Below are 16009 nucleotides of genomic sequence, written 5' to 3' on the forward strand. Positions count from 1 at the left end.
GATCACCAGTATGAGCAAGCGGAACAGCCAGTCGGCGAAGACGGCGGCCCGGGAGCGGCTGCGCCAGGAGCGCGAGCGGCAGGCCAAGCGTGACAAGACCAGGCGTCAGGTCATAGTGGCCGCCTCGGTCGTGGCCGTGCTGGCCGCGGCCGGCGGTATCGGCTATGCCGTCGTCCAGGCGAACAAGCCCACCGGGTGGGAGGCTGCGAAGAGCCAGACGCTCGTGAAGCCGGCCAACACCACGGGCGCGGACGGCACGACCGTCGTCATCGGCAAGGCCAGCGCCAAGAAGACCCTCACGATCTACGAGGACCCGCGCTGCCCGATCTGCGCGCAGTTCGAGGAGACCGTCGGCTCGACCGTGAAGAAGGGCATCGACGAGGGCAAGTTCAAGCTCCACTACGTCGGCGCCACGTTCCTCGACAACAACCTGCCCGGTGTGGGCTCCAAGAACGCGCTCAGCGCCCTCGGCGCCGCGCTCAACGTCAGCCCCGAGGCGTTCCTCCAGTACCGGTCCGCGATGTACTCGACGAAGTGGCACCCCGAAGAGAGCGACGACAAGTTCAAGGACGACTCCTATCTGATACAGATCGCCGACACGGTCCCCGCCCTGAAGGGCAACGCGGCGTTCCAGAAGGACGTGAAGAGCGGCACCTTCGACAGGTGGGCGCTCGAGGAGTCCAAGATCTTCGACAAGGACCGCATCCAGGGCACCCCGACCCTGAAGATGGACGGCAAGACGCTGACGGGCCCCGACGGCAAGAACCCGCCCATGAGCGTGGCCGACTTCAACAAGGCCATCGACACGGCCCTCAAGGGCTGACGCCCCGGCGGAATCCGACCTTCCCGTGAAGAGCGGGCGAACATTGAGAGTTCGCCCGCTCTTTTGTGCCTACCGGTCAGTAACCTGATCGGTCGTGACCAGTCGAAAAAGATCACTTTCGGCCGCCGAAGGCCTCAACTCCCTCTCGCCCCGCCGCCGTACGGTCGTCAAGGCCGCGGCTGCGACCGCTGTGCTGGCCGCCCCGCTCGCCGCCGCCCTTCCGGCACGCGCTGCCGGCCAGGCCCCCGCCTTCCTGCACGGTGTCGCCTCCGGTGACCCGTTGCCCGACGGCATCCTGCTGTGGACCCGGGTGACCCCGGCCCCGGAGGCCGTACCCGGCTCCGGGCTCGGCGCGGACACCGAGGTGAGCTGGGTCGTCGCCAGGGACAAGGCGTTCACCGGCATCGTCGCCAAGGGCTCCGTGACCGCGACCGCCGCCGGCGACCACACCGTGAAGGCCGACGTCCGCGGCCTGCAGCCGGCGACCGACTACTGGTTCCGGTTCTCGGCCGGCGGCACCGACTCCCCGGTGGCCCGCACCCGTACCGCCCCGGCGGCGGACGCGTCCGTGTCCGGCCTGCGCTTCGGCGTCGTCACCTGCGCCAACTGGGAGGCCGGCTACTTCGCCGCCTACCGTCACCTCGCGAACCGCAACGACCTGGACGCGTGGCTGCACCTCGGCGACTACATCTACGAGTACAAGACCGGCGAGTACGCGGCCCGCGGCACGGTCGTCCGCCCGCATGCGCCCGCCAACGAGATCATCACGCTCGCCGACTACCGGACCCGGCACGGCGAGTACAAGACCGACCCCGACCTCCAGGCCCTGCACCTGAAGGCGCCGGTCGTAGCGATCTGGGACGACCACGAGTTCGCCGACAACGCCTGGTCGGGCGGAGCGGTCAACCACACCGAGGGCGCCGAGGGCACCTGGACCGCCCGCAAGGCGGCCGCCAAGCAGGCCTACTTCGAGTGGATGCCGGTCCGGCCCGCCATCGAGGGCACCACCTACCGGCGGCTGCGCTTCGGCAAGCTCGCCGATCTGTCCCTGCTGGACCTGCGCTCCTTCCGCTCCCAGCAGGCGTCCGCCGGCAGCGGCTCGGTGGACGACCCGAACCGGACGATGACCGGCCGCGCCCAGCTCGACTGGCTGAAGGCGGGTCTGAAGGCCTCCGACACCAAGTGGCGGCTGGTCGGCAACTCGGTGATGATCGCGCCGTTCGTCATCGGCTCCCTCACCGCCGATCTGCTCAAGCCGCTCGCCAAGCTGCTCGACCTGCCGCAGGGCGGCATCGGCGTCAACACCGACCAGTGGGACGGCTACACCCACGACCGCCGTGAACTCCTCGGCCATCTGCGCTCGAACGCCATCGGCAACACCGTCTTCCTGACCGGTGACATCCACATGTCCTGGGCCAACGACGTGCCGGTGGACGCGGGCACCTACCCGCTGTCGCCGTCGGCGGCCACCGAGTTCGTGATCACCTCGATGACCTCCGACAACCTCGACGACATCGTCAAGGTCCCCGAGGGCACCGTCTCCGCGGTCGCCGCGCCGCTCATCAAGGCCGCCAACCGGCACGTCCACTGGGTGGACACCGACCGGCACGGCTACGGCGTGCTGGACATCACCGCCGACCGCGCCCAGATGGACTACTACGTCCTGTCCGACCGCACCGACGCGAACGCCGCCTCGAAGTGGGAGCGCTCGTACCGCACCCGCAGCGGCACACAGAAGGTCGAGCGCACCTACGACCCGGTGTAGCCCGCTGCAGGGCGTACGCCTACGCGTTCTCCAGGCCGTCGAGGAAGCCGAGTGCCACCCGCCAGGTGGCCTCGGCGGCCTCGGCGTCGTAGTCCGGCAGCTCGGGATCGGTGTACAGATGCCCGGCGCCGGCGTACCGGTAGACCTCCACATCGGCGCCCGCCCGGCCCATCTGCAGATACCAGGCGGTCAGCCAGTCGTCCGTCTCGAACGGGTCCGGCTCGGCCACATGCAGCTGCACCGGCAGCTCGTCCACCTGCGTGTTCGGCGCGATGTCCGACGTGCCGTGCAGAAGCAGCAGTCCGCGCGCCCTGGCATCGCCGAGGGCGAGGGTCTGGGCGATGGAGGCGCCGAGCGAGAACCCGGCGTACACCAGCCCGCGGTCCGAGTACGGAGCCGCCGCCAGCACGGCCCGCTTGAGCAGTTCCTCCTTGCCGATCCGCTCCTTGAATTCCATGCCCTCCTCGACGGTGTCGAACGTGCGCCCCTCGAAGAGGTCCGGCGTCCACACCTCGTGGCCGGCCGCGCGCAGCCGGTCCGCGGCCTCGCGCACCGCGGGCCGCAGGCCGTAGGTCGAGTGAAAAAGCATGATGTTCATGAGGCCATGGTGCCAGCCGGTGCGACGCCGCCGGAGCCGCCGTCCCCGGGAACGCGCCGAACTCCCATGTTCATGCCCAGCGAGCACCGGTTAGGAGCTCAGGCATGGAGAACGTACTGCGTCCCATGATCGTGATCGGTGGCTCGGTGCTGCTCACCCTGGCCATCGGCTGGGTCACCGACCGGCTGCTGCGCAAGGCCGACGAGCGCCACCGCGACACACCGCTGTGGGGGCTGCTGCGCCGCGGCGGCGTCCCCTACCAGCTCCTGCTGTGCGCCGCCCTGCTGCGCGGGTCGTACGGCCGGGCGAAGCTGCTGGAGGGGCACCAGGTCGGCGTCGGCCGGATGCTGACGCTGGTGCTGATCGGCTCCGCCGCCTGGCTGGTGATCCGGATCGCCGGGGCGATCCTCGAGACGACCTACAGCCGCTACGCCCGGGCGCACCGGGACGCGGCCCGGGTGCGCAGGGTGCGCACCCAGGTGGAGCTGATCATGCGGGTGGTGTCCGCGATCGTCAGCGTCGTGGCGATCGCGGCCATGCTGCTGACCTTCCCCGCGATGCGCACGGCCGGCGCCTCACTGCTGGCCTCGGCGGGCATCCTCGGCATCGTCGCCGGCGTCGCCGCGCAGTCGACCCTGTCCAATCTGTTCGCCGGGCTGCAGATCGCCTTCGGCGACATGGTACGGATCGGCGACACGGTCGTCGTGGACAGCCAGTGGGGCACGGTCGAGGAGATCACCCTGACCTATCTGACGGTACGGACCTGGGACGAACGCCGGTTCACCATGCCGGTGTCGTACTTCACCTCCAAACCCTTCGAGAACTGGTCGCGGGGCACCGCGCAGATGACCGGCACCGTCTTCTGGCACCTCGACCACAGCGCGCCCGTCGAGGCGATGCGCGAGAAGCTGCACGACATCCTGCGCGAGATCCCGGCCTGGGACGGCCGTGCCCACGGCCTGGTGGTGACGGACAGCACGCCGAACACCATCCAGGTGCGGGCCCTGATGACCGCGAAGGACGCCGACGACATCTGGGCGGTACGGGTCGCGGTCCGCGAGCGGATGCTCACCTGGCTGGTGGCGGAGCACCCCTATGCGCTCCCCCGCGTCAACACCGCCGAGGCGGTGCTCCCGCCGCAGCCACTCCCCTCCCCCGACCGCGCCCGCCTCCGTACGGACGACGGGCTCCCGGAGTCGGTCAGTTTCCGCGCTCCGCACCGCCGTTGACCTGGATCACCTGCGAGGTGACATGCCCGGCGCCGGGCGAGGCCAGCCAGTGCAGGGTCGCGGCCACGTCCCCTGGTATCCCGGCGCGACCGGTCACCGTGTCGGCGATGAGCCGCGCCCGCCGGGCCTCGTCCATGGTGTCGCCGAAGAACTCGGTGTCCTCGATGTACCCCGGCGCGACCACGTTCACGGTGATGCCGCGCGGGCCCAACTCCCGGGCCAGGTCGTGCGCGTACGGATGCAGCCCGGCCTTGGCCGCCGCGTAGGCGCCGGTGCCCGAACCGCGGTAGGCGGCGATGGAACTGATGAAGAGCACACGGCCGCCGGGCTCGGCGAGCCGGTCCTTGAGCGCTTCGGTGAGGAGCGCGGCGGTCAGGACGTTCTGCCGGAAGTTGACGGTCCAGTTGTGGGCCACCCGGTCCAGCGGGTCTTCGCTCTCGAAGGAGGGCTCCCGGTACCCGGCGCCGCCGGCGCCGTGCACCAGGACGTCGACGGTGCCCAGCTCCGCGGCGACGAACCGGGCCACCCCGCGCACCTGCTCGGGCTCGGAGAGGTCCGCCGCGTGGGTCAGCGCCCCCGGCACCCCCGCCTTCTCCAGTACCTCCGCGCGCCGCCCGAGCAACAGCACCCGGTCCCCGTCCGCCGCGAACGCCCGTGCCGTCGCCAGTCCGATCCCCGTACCGCCACCACTGATCACGATGTTGCGAGAAGTCATGATCCGAGAGTAGGAGCGAACGGCGGATGATGCCGGGATTTATCCACAGGTCGGCATATTTATATGACTATTCACCCACAGGGGTGCCGTGCGCAGGGGCGTCATCCACAGGGGTCACCGCAGACTGCGCACGTCGAGATGCCGGAGCACCCGGTCCACGATCTCCGGGTCAGCCCCCGGCTCGCTCCGTGCCGCCAGCACCTCGTGCCGGGCCGCGCTCAGCATCTCGTTCTGGATGTTGCGGATCCGCTTGATCCGCTTGACCCGCTGGTGCTGCGCCTCCCGCCGCTCCTCCTCGCCCATGTCGGGACTGATGCGGATCCCGATGTCGAAGGCGCGCCGCAGCATCTGCTCGGACAGCTCCTCGGGCAGGTCCTCCACCTGCTCGATCTCCCGCAATCTGCGCTTGGCGGCCTTCGCGGCCCGCACCGCCAGCTCCTTCTCGAACTCCTTCTCCCGCTCGGAGTCGGCCCGCACCCCCAGCCGCTTCACCAGCCACGGCAGCGTCAGCCCCTGAAGGACCAGGGTGACGATGATGACCCCGAAGGCGATGAAGACGATCTCGTCCCGGTCGGGAAACGGCGAGCCGGCGTCGGTCTTCAGCGGGATGGCCAGCGCCAGCGCCACCGAGGCCACCCCGCGCATTCCGGACCACCACATCACGACGGTCTCCCGCCAGCTGACCGGGATCTCCTCGTCGTAGTCCTGCCGCGCGTGCAGCAGCTTGGTCAGCCAGGTCGCGGGCAGCAGCCACACCAGCCGTACGACGATCACCACACCCACCACGGCGGCGGCCCAGCCGAGGAGTTCGCCCCAGCGCCCCTGGGCCGTGCGGATGGCGTTGTGCAGCTCGAGACCGATCAGCCCGAAGGCGACGCCCGTGACGAGGGTGTCGATGATGTCCCAGAAGGTGTGCCCGGCCAGCCGGGTCATCACGTCGTCGGCGCCGGTGGCGTACTCGGCGAGGAAGAGCGCCGTGGTGAGCACCGCGAGCACCCCGGAGCCGTGCAGCTTCTCCGCGAGGACGTAGGAGGCGTACGGCACCAGCAGGGTCATGCCGATCTGCAGCGTCGGATCACCCAGCAGATCCATCAGCCTGTTCGCACCCCAGCCGAGCACCAGGCCCACGGCCACCGCGACGACGGCGGACAGCACGAGGTCCAGGCCCGCCCGCCACGGCGAGAACGAGCCGCTCACGGCCGCGGCGATCGCCACGTGGTACAGCACGATGGCCGTGACGTCGTTGAAGAGCCCCTCGCCCTCCAGGATCGACACCAGACGGCGCGGCAGCCCGAGCTGCCCGGCGACGCTGGTCGCGGCGACCGGGTCGGGCGGGGCGATCAGCGCGCCGAGCGCGACGGCAGCGGCGATCGGCAGCCCCGGCACGATGGCGTTGGCGACGAACGCGACGCACACCGTCGTCACGAACACCAGGGCGACGGCCAGCAGGAAGATCGGGCGGAGGTTGGCCGCGAACTGCCGCCAGGAGGTGCGCCGTACGGCGGCGTAGAGCAGCGGCGGAAGCAGACCGGGCAGGATCAGGTCCGGCGGGATGTCGACATTGGGCACGAAGTCGGCCACCGCGAGAGCCCCGCCGAACACCGTCATCAGCACCGGCGCCGGCACCCCGAACCGGTCCCCCACCGGGACGCTCACCAGGGCCCCGAGCAGCAGGACGAACAGCAGAGCCAATTGATCCACGGCCGGCGCTCCGGGGTTCGACGATCACGCGGCAGGCCTCAAGCCTGCCATCCGACCGGCGGGAACGCCTGCCGCCGCCAGGCGCGACGCAGCGCCGACAAGGCGCGGGGCACCGCCTACAGGACGCGGCGCATCGCGCGGTGCGGGATGCCGGCGTCCGGGAACTCCGGACCGTACGGCGCGTAGCCGAGGCGCTCGTAGAAGCCCAGGGCGTGGGTCTGCGCGTGCAGGTCCACGGCGGTGAGACCACGCGCGCGTGCCGCGTCCTCGATGGCCCGGACCAGAGCCACGCCGACTCCGAGCCCGCGGGCCTCGCGGGAGACGGCGAGCCGGCCCAGGGAGCCCACCGAGGCGTCGCCGCCGGTCTTCTCAGCCGCGACCGCGCCGTGCAGCAGCCGCCCGGTGCCGAGCGGCACTCCGTCCTCGCGGACCGCCAGGACATGCACGGCCACCGCGTCGTAGGCGTCGTACTCGATGTCCTCGGCGACGCCCTGCTCCTGGACGAAGACCTCCTTGCGGACCGCGAAGCAGGCCTCGCGGTCGGCGGGGTCCTCGGCGATCCGGACGCGGTACGGCACGCTCACGCGTACGTCTCCTCGCGGACCTGGTCGAGGGCCTTCTGCAGGTCCTCGGGATACTCGCTCTCGAACTCCACCCACTGGCCGTCCCCGGGGTGCTCGAAGCCGAGGCGCACCGCGTGCAGCCACTGGCGGTTCAGCCGCAGCCGCTTGGCGAGGGTGGGGTCGGCGCCGTAGGTGAGGTCGCCGACGCAGGGGTGGCGGTGGGCGGACATGTGCACCCGGATCTGGTGGGTGCGGCCGGTCTCCAGCTTCACGTCCAGCAGGGAGGCGGCGCGGAACGCCTCGATGAGGTCGTAGTGCGTCACGGAGGGCTTGCCGTCGGCCGTGACCGCCCACTTGTAGTCGTGGTTCGGGTGGCGGCCGATCGGCGCGTCGATCGTGCCGCTCGTCGGGTCCGGGTGGCCCTGGACGAGGGTGTGGTAGCGCTTGTCGACCGTGCGCTCCTTGAACTGGCGCTTGAGCGACGTGTACGCCCGCTCCGACTTGGCGACGACCATGAGGCCCGAGGTGCCGACGTCCAGGCGGTGCACGATGCCCTGGCGCTCGGCGGCGCCGGAGGTGGAGATCCGGTACCCGGCGGCGGCGAGGCCGCCGATGACGGTGGGGCCGCTCCAGCCCGGCGACGGGTGCGCGGCCACGCCGACCGGCTTGACGATCACGACCACGTCCTCGTCGTCGTGCACGATCTCCATGCCCTCGACCGGCTCGGCGACCACCTGCACCGGCGCGGGCGCCTGCGGCATCTCGACCTCAAGCCAGGCGCCGCCGCTCACCCGCTCGGACTTGCCGACCACCGTGCCGTCGACCTGCACCTTGCCGGCCGCGGCCAGCTCGGCCGCCTTCGTGCGGGAGAAGCCGAACATGCGGGAGATGGCGGCGTCGACGCGCTCGCCCTCCAGGCCGTCGGGCACGGGCAGGGTACGGATCTCGGGAATCGTGCTCACCCGTCGAGTATGCCGGACGGGCGGAACCAGCCCGAACGAGCCTGTGGAAAACCGGCTGTCGAGAGCCCTGGCTCTGGTCCTTGTGGACCGTGCCGCGGTCTCAGTCCTTGTGGACCGTGCCGTCCGGGTCGAGGCCCCGGAAGGACAGCAGCACGATCAGGATGCCGCCGCACACGATCGCCGAGTCCGCGAGGTTGAACACCGCGAAGCCCTTGGGCGCGATGAAGTCGACGACCTTGCCCTCGAAGACGCCCGGCGAGCGGAAGATCCGGTCGGTGAGGTTGCCGAGGGCGCCGCCGAGCAGCAGACCGAGCGCGATGGCCCACGGGTAGCTGTAGAGCTTGCGGGCCAGACGCATGATCACCACGATCACGGCCGCGGCGATCAGGGTGAAGATGATCGTGAAGGCCGCGCCGAAGCCGAAGGCGGCGCCCGGGTTGCGGATGGCGTTCAGTTCCAGCCAGTCCCCGATGACCTTGATCGGCGCGTGGCCCTCCAGCTTGGCGACCACGAGCGTCTTGCTGATCAGGTCGAGGGCGTACGCGAACGCGGCCACCGCGAACAGCAGGGCGATCCGGCGCCCGCGGGGGCCCCGCGCGTCCGCCGGGGCCTGTCGCTCGCCCGCTCCGGACACACCGGGCGCGGCGAACGCGCCGGAGCCGGCGGACGCTCCTGCCACCGGCTGCTCGCCGCTGTCGTCCGGGGTGTTCGGCGTACCGATGATGCGCTCCGCCTCTGCCACGTGAGTCCCTCAACCTAGGTGCCTGACTGAGGACGAGACTACGGCACGGCCCGGCTCGCTCAGGAGCGGCGTTCCTGCTTCTGCTTGCACTCGACGCACAGCGTGGCCCTGGGGAAGGCCTGCATCCGGGCCTTGCCGATGGGGTTGCCGCAGTTCTCGCAGAGGCCGTAGGTGCCCGCGTCCAGCCGCTCCAGGGCGTGCTCGTTCTGGACCAGCATCTCGCGCGCGTTGGCGGCCAGCGCCATCTCGTGCTCACGCGTGATGTTCTTGGTTCCGGTGTCGGCCTGGTCGTCTCCCGCACCGTCCCCGGAGTCCCGCATCAGGCCCACGAGGGAGGCCTCGGAGTTGCTGATCTCGGCGCGCAGCCGCTCCACCTCGGACAGCAGTTCGGCACGGGCCTCGGCGACCTCTTCCGAGGTCCAGGGGTCCTCGCCGGGGCGCACCGCCAGCTCGCCGGGTTCCGCCGCGGCGACCCGCGCCTTGGGAACGGCGCTCTCCGCCGTGGCCGTGCCAGGAGTCTTCTTCGCAACCACTGTCGTGGCTCCCGTCTGCTTCGCGGCCCGCGCCGCGCCCGCTTTCTTGGCCGTGCTCGTGTCGGCCGTCTCCGTGGAGACGCCCTCGGCGGCCGCCTTCCTGCCGCCGGCTTTCTTCGCCGCCGGCTTCCTGACGGCCGTCTCCTCCGCCTCCGCCACCCCCTTCGCCACCGTCTTCTTCCCGGCGACCTTCTTGCCAACGGTCTTGTCACCGACGGCCTGCTTGCCGACGGCTTTCGTGGCCGGTGCCTTCTTCGCCGCGGTTTTCTTGGCCGACGCCTCCTTCACAGGGGTCTTCTTGACACCGGCCTTCTTGTCGCCGGTCTTCCCGGCGGCCTTGGCGACCGTCTCCTCGGCCTCGGTCTTCTCGACTGCAGCTCTCTTGCCCCCAGCCTTCCTGACCTCGGTCTTCTTAGCCTCGGCCTTCTTGGCAGCAGCCGTCTCCTTGACAGCCGTGTCCGTGGCGGCCGCGTCCTTGGCGACCGCCTTCCGTGCGGCCGACTCCTTCGACGCGGTCTTCTTCTCGGTCGTCGCCCCGGCGGCAGCCGTCGCGGCTGTCCTCGCCTCGGCCCTCTTCGCAGCCGTCTCCTTGACAGCCATGTCCGTGGCGGCCGTCTCCCGCGCAACCGGCTCCTTCGACGCGGTCTTCTCGGCCGTCTTCCCGGCGGCAGCCGTCGCGGCCGTCTTCGTGGTCGTCTTCCCGGCGGCGGGCTCCTTCGCGGCCGCTTCTCTCAGTGCCGGCTTCTTGGCGGTCGGCTCCGCGCCCCTCCCCCCGGTCGCCCTCTTCTTGCCGGGCGCTGTCTTGGCCTCGCCACCAGGCGCAGCCGCAGCGCCGGAGGCGGCCGCGCCCCTGCGCCGACCGGTCGCCGGCTGCTGTACGGCGGTCTTTTTCGCCACCATGGCCGCGACCCCTTCACATATTGTGATCGTGTTCGCGAATCGTGCTGGGACGATAAATCGACTTGAGTCCCGCGGCAACGGGGCACACCGCCCGATTCGCCCGCCCGCACCCCCACGCAGCGGGCCTGCATCCGTTGTGCCCAGCTCCCCGGCGGGTAATCCGACTGGCCCGGCCTCCCCGGACCCGGGCGCCCGCCTCGCGCCATTCGGGTCATCCGGGCCGGTCACGCCGCCCGCGGCCGTAGCGCGCGGAAAACCGGTCAGCCGCTGTCCGCGCGGCGCCGTACACTGGGCGGAGCGAGAAGCATGGATGGGGACGAGTAGCGGCGTACGCAGCCCAGAGCGACCCGGGGACGGTGTGAGCCCGGGGGTGAGCGCGACGTGAAGATCACCCCGGAGCCGCCGGAAGAAAGCCGCAGCCAGAGCGCTGAGGCGTGTAGAACCGGCTTCGCGACCCCAATGAGGGGGCTCACCGGCGTGTACGGCGCGACGGAGGGCCAAGGAGGGTGGTACCGCGGGAGCGCGCCGCACACGGCGTAGACAGGATCGAAGGCTCTCGTCCCTCCGACGGAAGGCAGCAAGTCCGTTGGAGGATGCTCGCAGATGACAGCGCCGACGTACCGCCAGGTGCCCGCACAGGTCGACCTGCCCGCTCTTGAGCACGCCGTGCTCGACTTCTGGCGCGAGCAGAAGATCTTCGCCCAGAGCCTGGAGCAGTCCGAGGGCCGCCCGGAGTGGGTGTTCTACGAGGGCCCGCCCACCGCGAACGGCATGCCCGGCGCCCACCACATCGAGGCGCGCGTCTTCAAGGACGTCTTCCCCCGCTTCCGCACCATGCGCGGCTACCACGTGGCCCGCAAGGCCGGCTGGGACTGCCACGGCCTGCCGGTGGAGCTGGCGGTCGAGAAGGAGCTGGGCTTCTCCGGCAAGCAGGACATCGAGGCCTACGGCATCGCCGAGTTCAACGCCAAGTGCCGTGAGTCCGTGACCCGGCACACCGACGCCTTCGCCGAGCTGACGACCCGCATGGGCTACTGGGTCGACCTGGACGACGCCTACCGCACCATGGACCCCGAGTACGTGGAGTCCGTGTGGTGGTCGCTGAAGGAGATCTTCAACAAGGGCCTGTTGGTCCAGGACCACCGCGTCGCCCCCTGGTGCCCGCGCTGCGGCACCGGCCTGTCCGACCACGAGCTGGCGCAGGGCTACGAGACGGTCGTCGACCCGTCCGTGTACGTCCGTTTCCCGCTCACCTCCGGTCCGCTCGCCGGCGAGGCCGCGCTCCTGGTGTGGACGACGACCCCCTGGACCCTGGTGTCCAACACGGCGGTCGCCGCGCACCCGGAGGTCACCTACGTCGTCGCGACCGACGGCGAGGAGAAGCTCGTCGTCGCCGAGCAGCTCGTCGCCAAGGCGCTCGGCGACGGCTGGGAGCCCACGGGGCAGACCTTCACCGGCGCCGAGATGGAGCGCTGGACGTATCAACGTCCGTTCGAGCTGGTCGAGTTCCCGGAGCCGGCGCACTACGTGGTCAACGCCGACTACGTCACCACCGAGGACGGTACGGGTCTGGTGCACCAGTCTCCCGCCTTCGGTGAGGACGACCTCAGGGTCTGCCGTTCCTACGGCCTGCCGGTCGTGAACCCGGTCCGCCCGGACGGCACCTTCGAGGAGGACGTGCCGCTGGTCGGCGGCGTCTTCTTCAAGAAGGCGGACGAAAAGCTCACCGAGGACCTCCAGCAGCGCGGCCTGCTCTTCAAGCACATCCCGTACGAGCACAGCTACCCGCACTGCTGGCGCTGCCACACCGCGCTGCTCTACTACGCACAGCCGTCCTGGTACATCCGCACGACGGCGATCAAGGACCGCCTCGTCCAGGAGAACGAGAAGACCAACTGGTACCCCGGGACGGTCAAGCACGGCCGGTACGGCGACTGGCTGAACAACAACATCGACTGGGCGCTGTCCCGCAACCGCTACTGGGGCACCCCGCTGCCGATCTGGCGCTGCGAGGACGAGCACCTCACCTGCGTCGGCTCCCGCGCGGAGCTGACCGAGCTGTCCGGCGCCGACCAGTCGAACCTCGACCCGCACCGCCCGTACATCGACGAGGTCACCTTCGCCTGCCCGCACGAGGGCTGCGCAAAGACGGCCACGCGCGTGCCCGAGGTCATCGACGCCTGGTACGACTCGGGCTCGATGCCGTTCGCGCAGTGGGGCTACCCGTACAAGAACAAGGAACTGTTCGAGAGCCGGTACCCGGCGCAGTTCATCTCCGAGGCGATCGACCAGACCCGCGGCTGGTTCTACACGCTGATGGCCGTCGGCACCCTCGTCTTCGACAGGTCGTCGTACGAAAACGTCGTCTGCCTGGGCCACATCCTCGCCGAGGACGGCCGCAAGATGTCCAAGCACCTGGGCAACATCCTGCAGCCGATCCCGCTCATGGACGCCAACGGCGCCGACGCGGTGCGCTGGTTCATGGCGGCCGGCGGCTCCCCGTGGGCGGCCCGCCGGGTCGGCCACGGCACCATCCAGGAGGTCGTCCGCAAGACCCTGCTGACCTACTGGAACACGGTCGCCTTCCAGGCGCTGTACGCCCGCACGTCCGCGTGGGCGCCCAGCGCGGCGGACCCGGCCCCGGCCGAGCGCCCGCTGATCGACCGCTGGCTGCTGTCCGAACTGCACGCCCTCACCGACCAGGTGACCCAGTCACTGGAGGCGTACGACACCCAGCGCGCCGGCAAGCTGCTGTCCGCGTTCGTCGACGACCTGTCCAACTGGTACGTCCGTCGCTCGCGCCGCCGCTTCTGGCAGGGCGACAAGGCCGCGCTGCGCACGCTGCACGAGGTGCTGGAGACGGTCACGAAGCTGATGGCGCCGATCGTCCCGTTCATCACCGAGCGGGTCTGGCAGGACCTGGTCGTGCCGGTGACCCCGGGCGCCCCGGAGTCCGTGCACCTGGCGGCCTGGCCCAAGGCGGACCTGTCGGCGATCGACCCGCAGCTGTCGAAGCAGATGGTCCTGGTCCGCCGCCTGGTGGAGCTGGGCCGTGCCACTCGCGCGGAGTCCGGCGTCAAGACGCGTCAGCCGCTGTCCCGCGCGCTGATCGCCGCGACCGGCTTCGAGTCCCTGGACCCGGAGCTGCACGCCCAGATCACCGAGGAGCTGAACGTCTCCTCGCTGGCTTCGCTGTCCGAGGTGGGCGGCAGCCTGGTGGACACCACCGCCAAGGCCAACTTCCGTGCGCTGGGCAAGCGGTTCGGCAAGCGGGTCCAGGACGTGGCGAAGGCGATCGCGACCGCCGACGCGGCCGCGCTGTCGCTGGCGCTGCGCGAGGGCACGGCGTCGGTGGAGGTCGACGGTGAGACGGTCACGCTTGCCCCGGACGAGGTGATCATCACCGAGACCCCGCGCGAGGGCTGGTCGGTGGCCTCCGACTCGGGTGCCACCGTCGCGCTGGACCTGGAGATCACCGAGGAGCTGCGACAGGCGGGCCTGGCCCGTGACGCGATCCGGCTGATCCAGGAGGCCCGCAAGAACAGCGGACTGGACGTCGCCGACCGGATCGCCCTGCGCTGGACCTCGACCGACCCGGCGGTGGTCGCCGCGCTCGGCGAGCACAGTGAGCTGATCTCTGACGAAGTCCTGGCTACCGACTTCGGCCAGGGTGAGGCCGACGCCGGCTACGGCGAGCCGTTCACCGACGAAGGCCTGTCCCTCAGCTTCCGCCTGCGCAAGGCGTAAGCGCCGAGCGGTTCGAGAAGGGCCCGGCCTCCCTTGGGCAGGCCGGGCCCTTCTTGTGCGTGCGGGCTGGAGTCGTCGCCGTACGCCCACGCGGCGGTGCCGCACATCGATGCAGCCCCGAGCCCCTGGGTTGCCTTCCGCAACGCGCGTAAAAAGGGCGGGACCCCGGATCGTGTGATCCGGGGTCCCGCCCTGAACGCTGCCGACGCCTAAGGCGTACTACTCACCGTGCCCGGTGCTCAGTTGTCGTCCTCGTCGATCAGGAACCCGCGCATCGGCGAGGGTGCCTGGCCCATCGGGGACGGGCCCTGCGGGCGGACCGGAGCCATGGGCTGCGTCATGGCCGGGGTCATCTGCTGCTGACCGCCGTAGGACGGGGCGGACGGAGCGGGGTTGCCGCCCATCGTCTGGTTGCCGCCGTAGGACGGGGCGCTCGCGCCGGCCGGGGCCATGGAGGGCGCCGGGGACGGCGGCAGAGACGCGGTGGCCGGGGTGCGCGGCGGAGCGAGCGAGTCGTCGGCCTGGGTCTCCAGCTGGCGCAGCTGGGACTCGAGGTACGACTTCAGCCGCGTGCGGTACTCGCGTTCGAAGCCACGCAGGTCCTCGACCTTGCGCTCCAGCGTGGCGCGGGCGGACTCCAGGGAGCCCATCGCGACGCGGTGCTTCTCCTGCGCGTCCCGCTCCAGGGCGTCGGCCTTGGCACGGGCGTCACGCTCCAGACCCTCGGCGCGGCTGCGGGCCTCGCCGACGATCTTGTTGGCCTCGGAGCGGGCCTCGGCGATCGCCTGGTCGGCGGTCTGCTGGGCCAGCGAGAGGACTCGGGCGGCGCTGTCGCCACCAGGGCCCTGACCGGGCATGCCGGGTCCACCCATGGGACCGCCCATGCCCATCTGCTGCTGCATGGGCGGCTGTCCGCCCATCGGGCCCTGACCCATCGGACCCTGGCCCATCGGACCCTGGCCCATCGGACCGGGACCCTGCGGGCCGCCCTGACCGCCGGGACCGGCGGGCAGCTGCGGGGCGCCGCTCGGCAGCTGGGGCGGGCCACCCATGGGGCCACCCATCTGCTGCTGCGGCGGGCCCGATATGCCGGCGGGCACCGGCGCGCCGGGACCTCGCATCCCCTGCTGAGGCATGCCCTGCTGCTGCGGATGCTGCTGCTGGTCCTGCTCCGGCGGACCCTTGCGCATGTTCTGCTGGTTCTGCGCGGCGGCACGGGTCGCCGCGGCCAGCTTGGCGCGCAGGTCCTCGTTCTCGCGGAGCAGACGGGTCAGTTCGGCTTCGACCTCGTCGAGGAAGGCATCGACCTCGTCCTCGTCATAGCCTTCTCGGAGGCGGACGGTCGTGAACTGCTTGTTCCGCACGTCCTCGGGGGTCAACGGCATCTCTTCACCTCAACGTAGTCATCGGCAGTCGGCAAGACCGTATCGTCCACACTCATCACATGAAGCTCCCCGTGATGGAGAGGAGGATGTAGACGATGATCATCAGTACGAAGAAGGACAGGTCGAGCGCCACGCCCCCGAGACGCAGCGGCGGGATGAACCGCCGCAGAAGCTTCAGCGGTGGATCGGTGACAGTGTAGGTGGCCTCCAGTACGACCACCATCGCCTTGCCGGGTTGCCACGAGCGGGCGAACTGGAACACATAATCCATGACGAGCCGGAAAATGAGCACGACGAGGAACACCAGTAGCGCGGTGTGGACCACCGTGACGAACACGCTCATGGC

13 protein-coding genes are annotated in these 16009 nt (G+C 70.6%); 4 read left to right on the forward strand and 9 right to left on the reverse strand.

Annotated elements, in window-relative coordinates; all coding sequences use genetic code 11:
- Nucleotides 1–10 precede the first annotated feature (10 nt).
- Both AV521_RS21980 and AV521_RS21985 read left to right on the forward strand, forming a co-directional pair.
- Entirely contained in the window at nt 11–823 is an 813-nt protein-coding gene (locus AV521_RS21980) for a thioredoxin domain-containing protein (protein WP_076090179.1), read from the forward strand.
- 94 nt (nt 824–917) lie between these two features.
- On the forward strand, nt 918–2588 hold the full coding sequence (locus AV521_RS21985) for an alkaline phosphatase (RefSeq protein ID WP_076090180.1): 1671 nt from the start codon (nt 918–920) through the stop codon (nt 2586–2588).
- 19 nt (nt 2589–2607) lie between these two features.
- Here the strand turns inward: AV521_RS21985 and AV521_RS21990 are convergent, their stop codons facing one another.
- A complete protein-coding gene (locus AV521_RS21990; protein ID WP_076090181.1) occupies nt 2608–3186 on the reverse strand; it encodes a dienelactone hydrolase family protein in 579 nt (192 codons plus the stop codon).
- Nucleotides 3187–3290: 104 nt separating this feature from the next.
- Here AV521_RS21990 and AV521_RS21995 point away from each other — a divergent pair, with 104 nt between their 5' ends.
- Nucleotides 3291–4415 (forward strand): mechanosensitive ion channel family protein, encoded by a 1125-nt coding sequence (locus AV521_RS21995; RefSeq protein ID WP_076090182.1) that lies wholly within the window; start codon nt 3291–3293, stop codon nt 4413–4415.
- Here AV521_RS21995 and AV521_RS22000 read toward each other — a convergent pair.
- From AV521_RS22000 to AV521_RS22025, 6 genes are all read right to left on the reverse strand, one after another.
- A complete protein-coding gene (locus AV521_RS22000) occupies nt 4387–5130 on the reverse strand; it encodes an SDR family NAD(P)-dependent oxidoreductase (protein WP_076090183.1) in 744 nt (247 codons plus the stop codon). The two genes, AV521_RS21995 and AV521_RS22000, sit on opposite strands and share 29 nt — an antisense overlap.
- 114 nt (nt 5131–5244) lie before the next feature.
- On the reverse strand, nt 5245–6831 hold the full coding sequence (locus tag AV521_RS22005; protein WP_076090184.1) for a Na+/H+ antiporter: 1587 nt from the start codon (nt 6829–6831) through the stop codon (nt 5245–5247).
- A 116-nt stretch (nt 6832–6947) separates the two neighbouring features.
- The gene (locus tag AV521_RS22010) at nt 6948–7415 is read right to left on the reverse strand and encodes a GNAT family N-acetyltransferase (RefSeq protein ID WP_076090185.1); all 468 of its coding nucleotides are present in this window, start codon (nt 7413–7415) and stop codon (nt 6948–6950) included.
- A complete protein-coding gene (locus AV521_RS22015; RefSeq protein WP_076090186.1) occupies nt 7412–8356 on the reverse strand; it encodes an RluA family pseudouridine synthase in 945 nt (314 codons plus the stop codon). The genes AV521_RS22010 and AV521_RS22015 overlap by 4 nt, the downstream gene beginning before the upstream one ends.
- A gap of 100 nt (nt 8357–8456) precedes the next feature.
- On the reverse strand, nt 8457–9098 hold the full coding sequence (gene lspA, locus AV521_RS22020) for a signal peptidase II (protein WP_076090187.1): 642 nt from the start codon (nt 9096–9098) through the stop codon (nt 8457–8459).
- A gap of 59 nt (nt 9099–9157) precedes the next feature.
- The gene (locus tag AV521_RS22025) at nt 9158–10531 is read right to left on the reverse strand and encodes a TraR/DksA family transcriptional regulator (protein ID WP_079249358.1); all 1374 of its coding nucleotides are present in this window, start codon (nt 10529–10531) and stop codon (nt 9158–9160) included.
- Nucleotides 10532–11134: 603 nt separating this feature from the next.
- Between AV521_RS22025 and ileS the strand changes: the two genes are divergently transcribed.
- On the forward strand, nt 11135–14278 hold the full coding sequence (ileS, locus tag AV521_RS22035) for an isoleucine--tRNA ligase (protein ID WP_076090188.1): 3144 nt from the start codon (nt 11135–11137) through the stop codon (nt 14276–14278).
- Between the two features lie 239 nt (nt 14279–14517).
- Here the strand turns inward: ileS and AV521_RS22040 are convergent, their stop codons facing one another.
- Nucleotides 14518–15663, reverse strand: a complete 1146-nt coding sequence (locus AV521_RS22040; RefSeq protein ID WP_076090189.1) for a DivIVA domain-containing protein — start codon at nt 15661–15663, stop codon at nt 14518–14520.
- Between the two features lie 55 nt (nt 15664–15718).
- Nucleotides 15719–16006: a YggT family protein gene (locus tag AV521_RS22045; RefSeq protein WP_076090190.1), complete on the reverse strand. Its 288-nt coding sequence runs from the start codon at nt 16004–16006 to the stop codon at nt 15719–15721.
- Between the last annotated feature and the right edge of the window lie 3 nt (nt 16007–16009).

The organism is Streptomyces sp. IMTB 2501, assembly GCF_001953885.1.
Lineage (GTDB): Bacteria > Actinomycetota > Actinomycetes > Streptomycetales > Streptomycetaceae > Streptomyces.

What these genes read in the sequence shown, in the direction of transcription:
- AV521_RS21980 (WP_076090179.1), top strand. Translation starts at nt 11, where the DNA reads ATGAGCAAGCGGAACAGCCAGTCGGCGAAGACGGCGGCCCGGGAGCGG.
- AV521_RS21990 (WP_076090181.1), bottom strand. Translation starts at nt 3,186, where the DNA reads ATGAACATCATGCTTTTTCACTCGACCTACGGCCTGCGGCCCGCGGTG.
- AV521_RS21995 (WP_076090182.1), top strand. Translation starts at nt 3,291, where the DNA reads ATGGAGAACGTACTGCGTCCCATGATCGTGATCGGTGGCTCGGTGCTG.
- AV521_RS22000 (WP_076090183.1), bottom strand. Translation starts at nt 5,130, where the DNA reads ATGACTTCTCGCAACATCGTGATCAGTGGTGGCGGTACGGGGATCGGA.
- AV521_RS22025 (WP_079249358.1), bottom strand. Translation starts at nt 10,531, where the DNA reads ATGGTGGCGAAAAAGACCGCCGTACAGCAGCCGGCGACCGGTCGGCGC.
- ileS (WP_076090188.1), top strand. Translation starts at nt 11,135, where the DNA reads ATGACAGCGCCGACGTACCGCCAGGTGCCCGCACAGGTCGACCTGCCC.
- AV521_RS22040 (WP_076090189.1), bottom strand. Translation starts at nt 15,663, where the DNA reads ATGCCGTTGACCCCCGAGGACGTGCGGAACAAGCAGTTCACGACCGTC.
- AV521_RS22045 (WP_076090190.1), bottom strand. Translation starts at nt 16,006, where the DNA reads ATGAGCGTGTTCGTCACGGTGGTCCACACCGCGCTACTGGTGTTCCTC.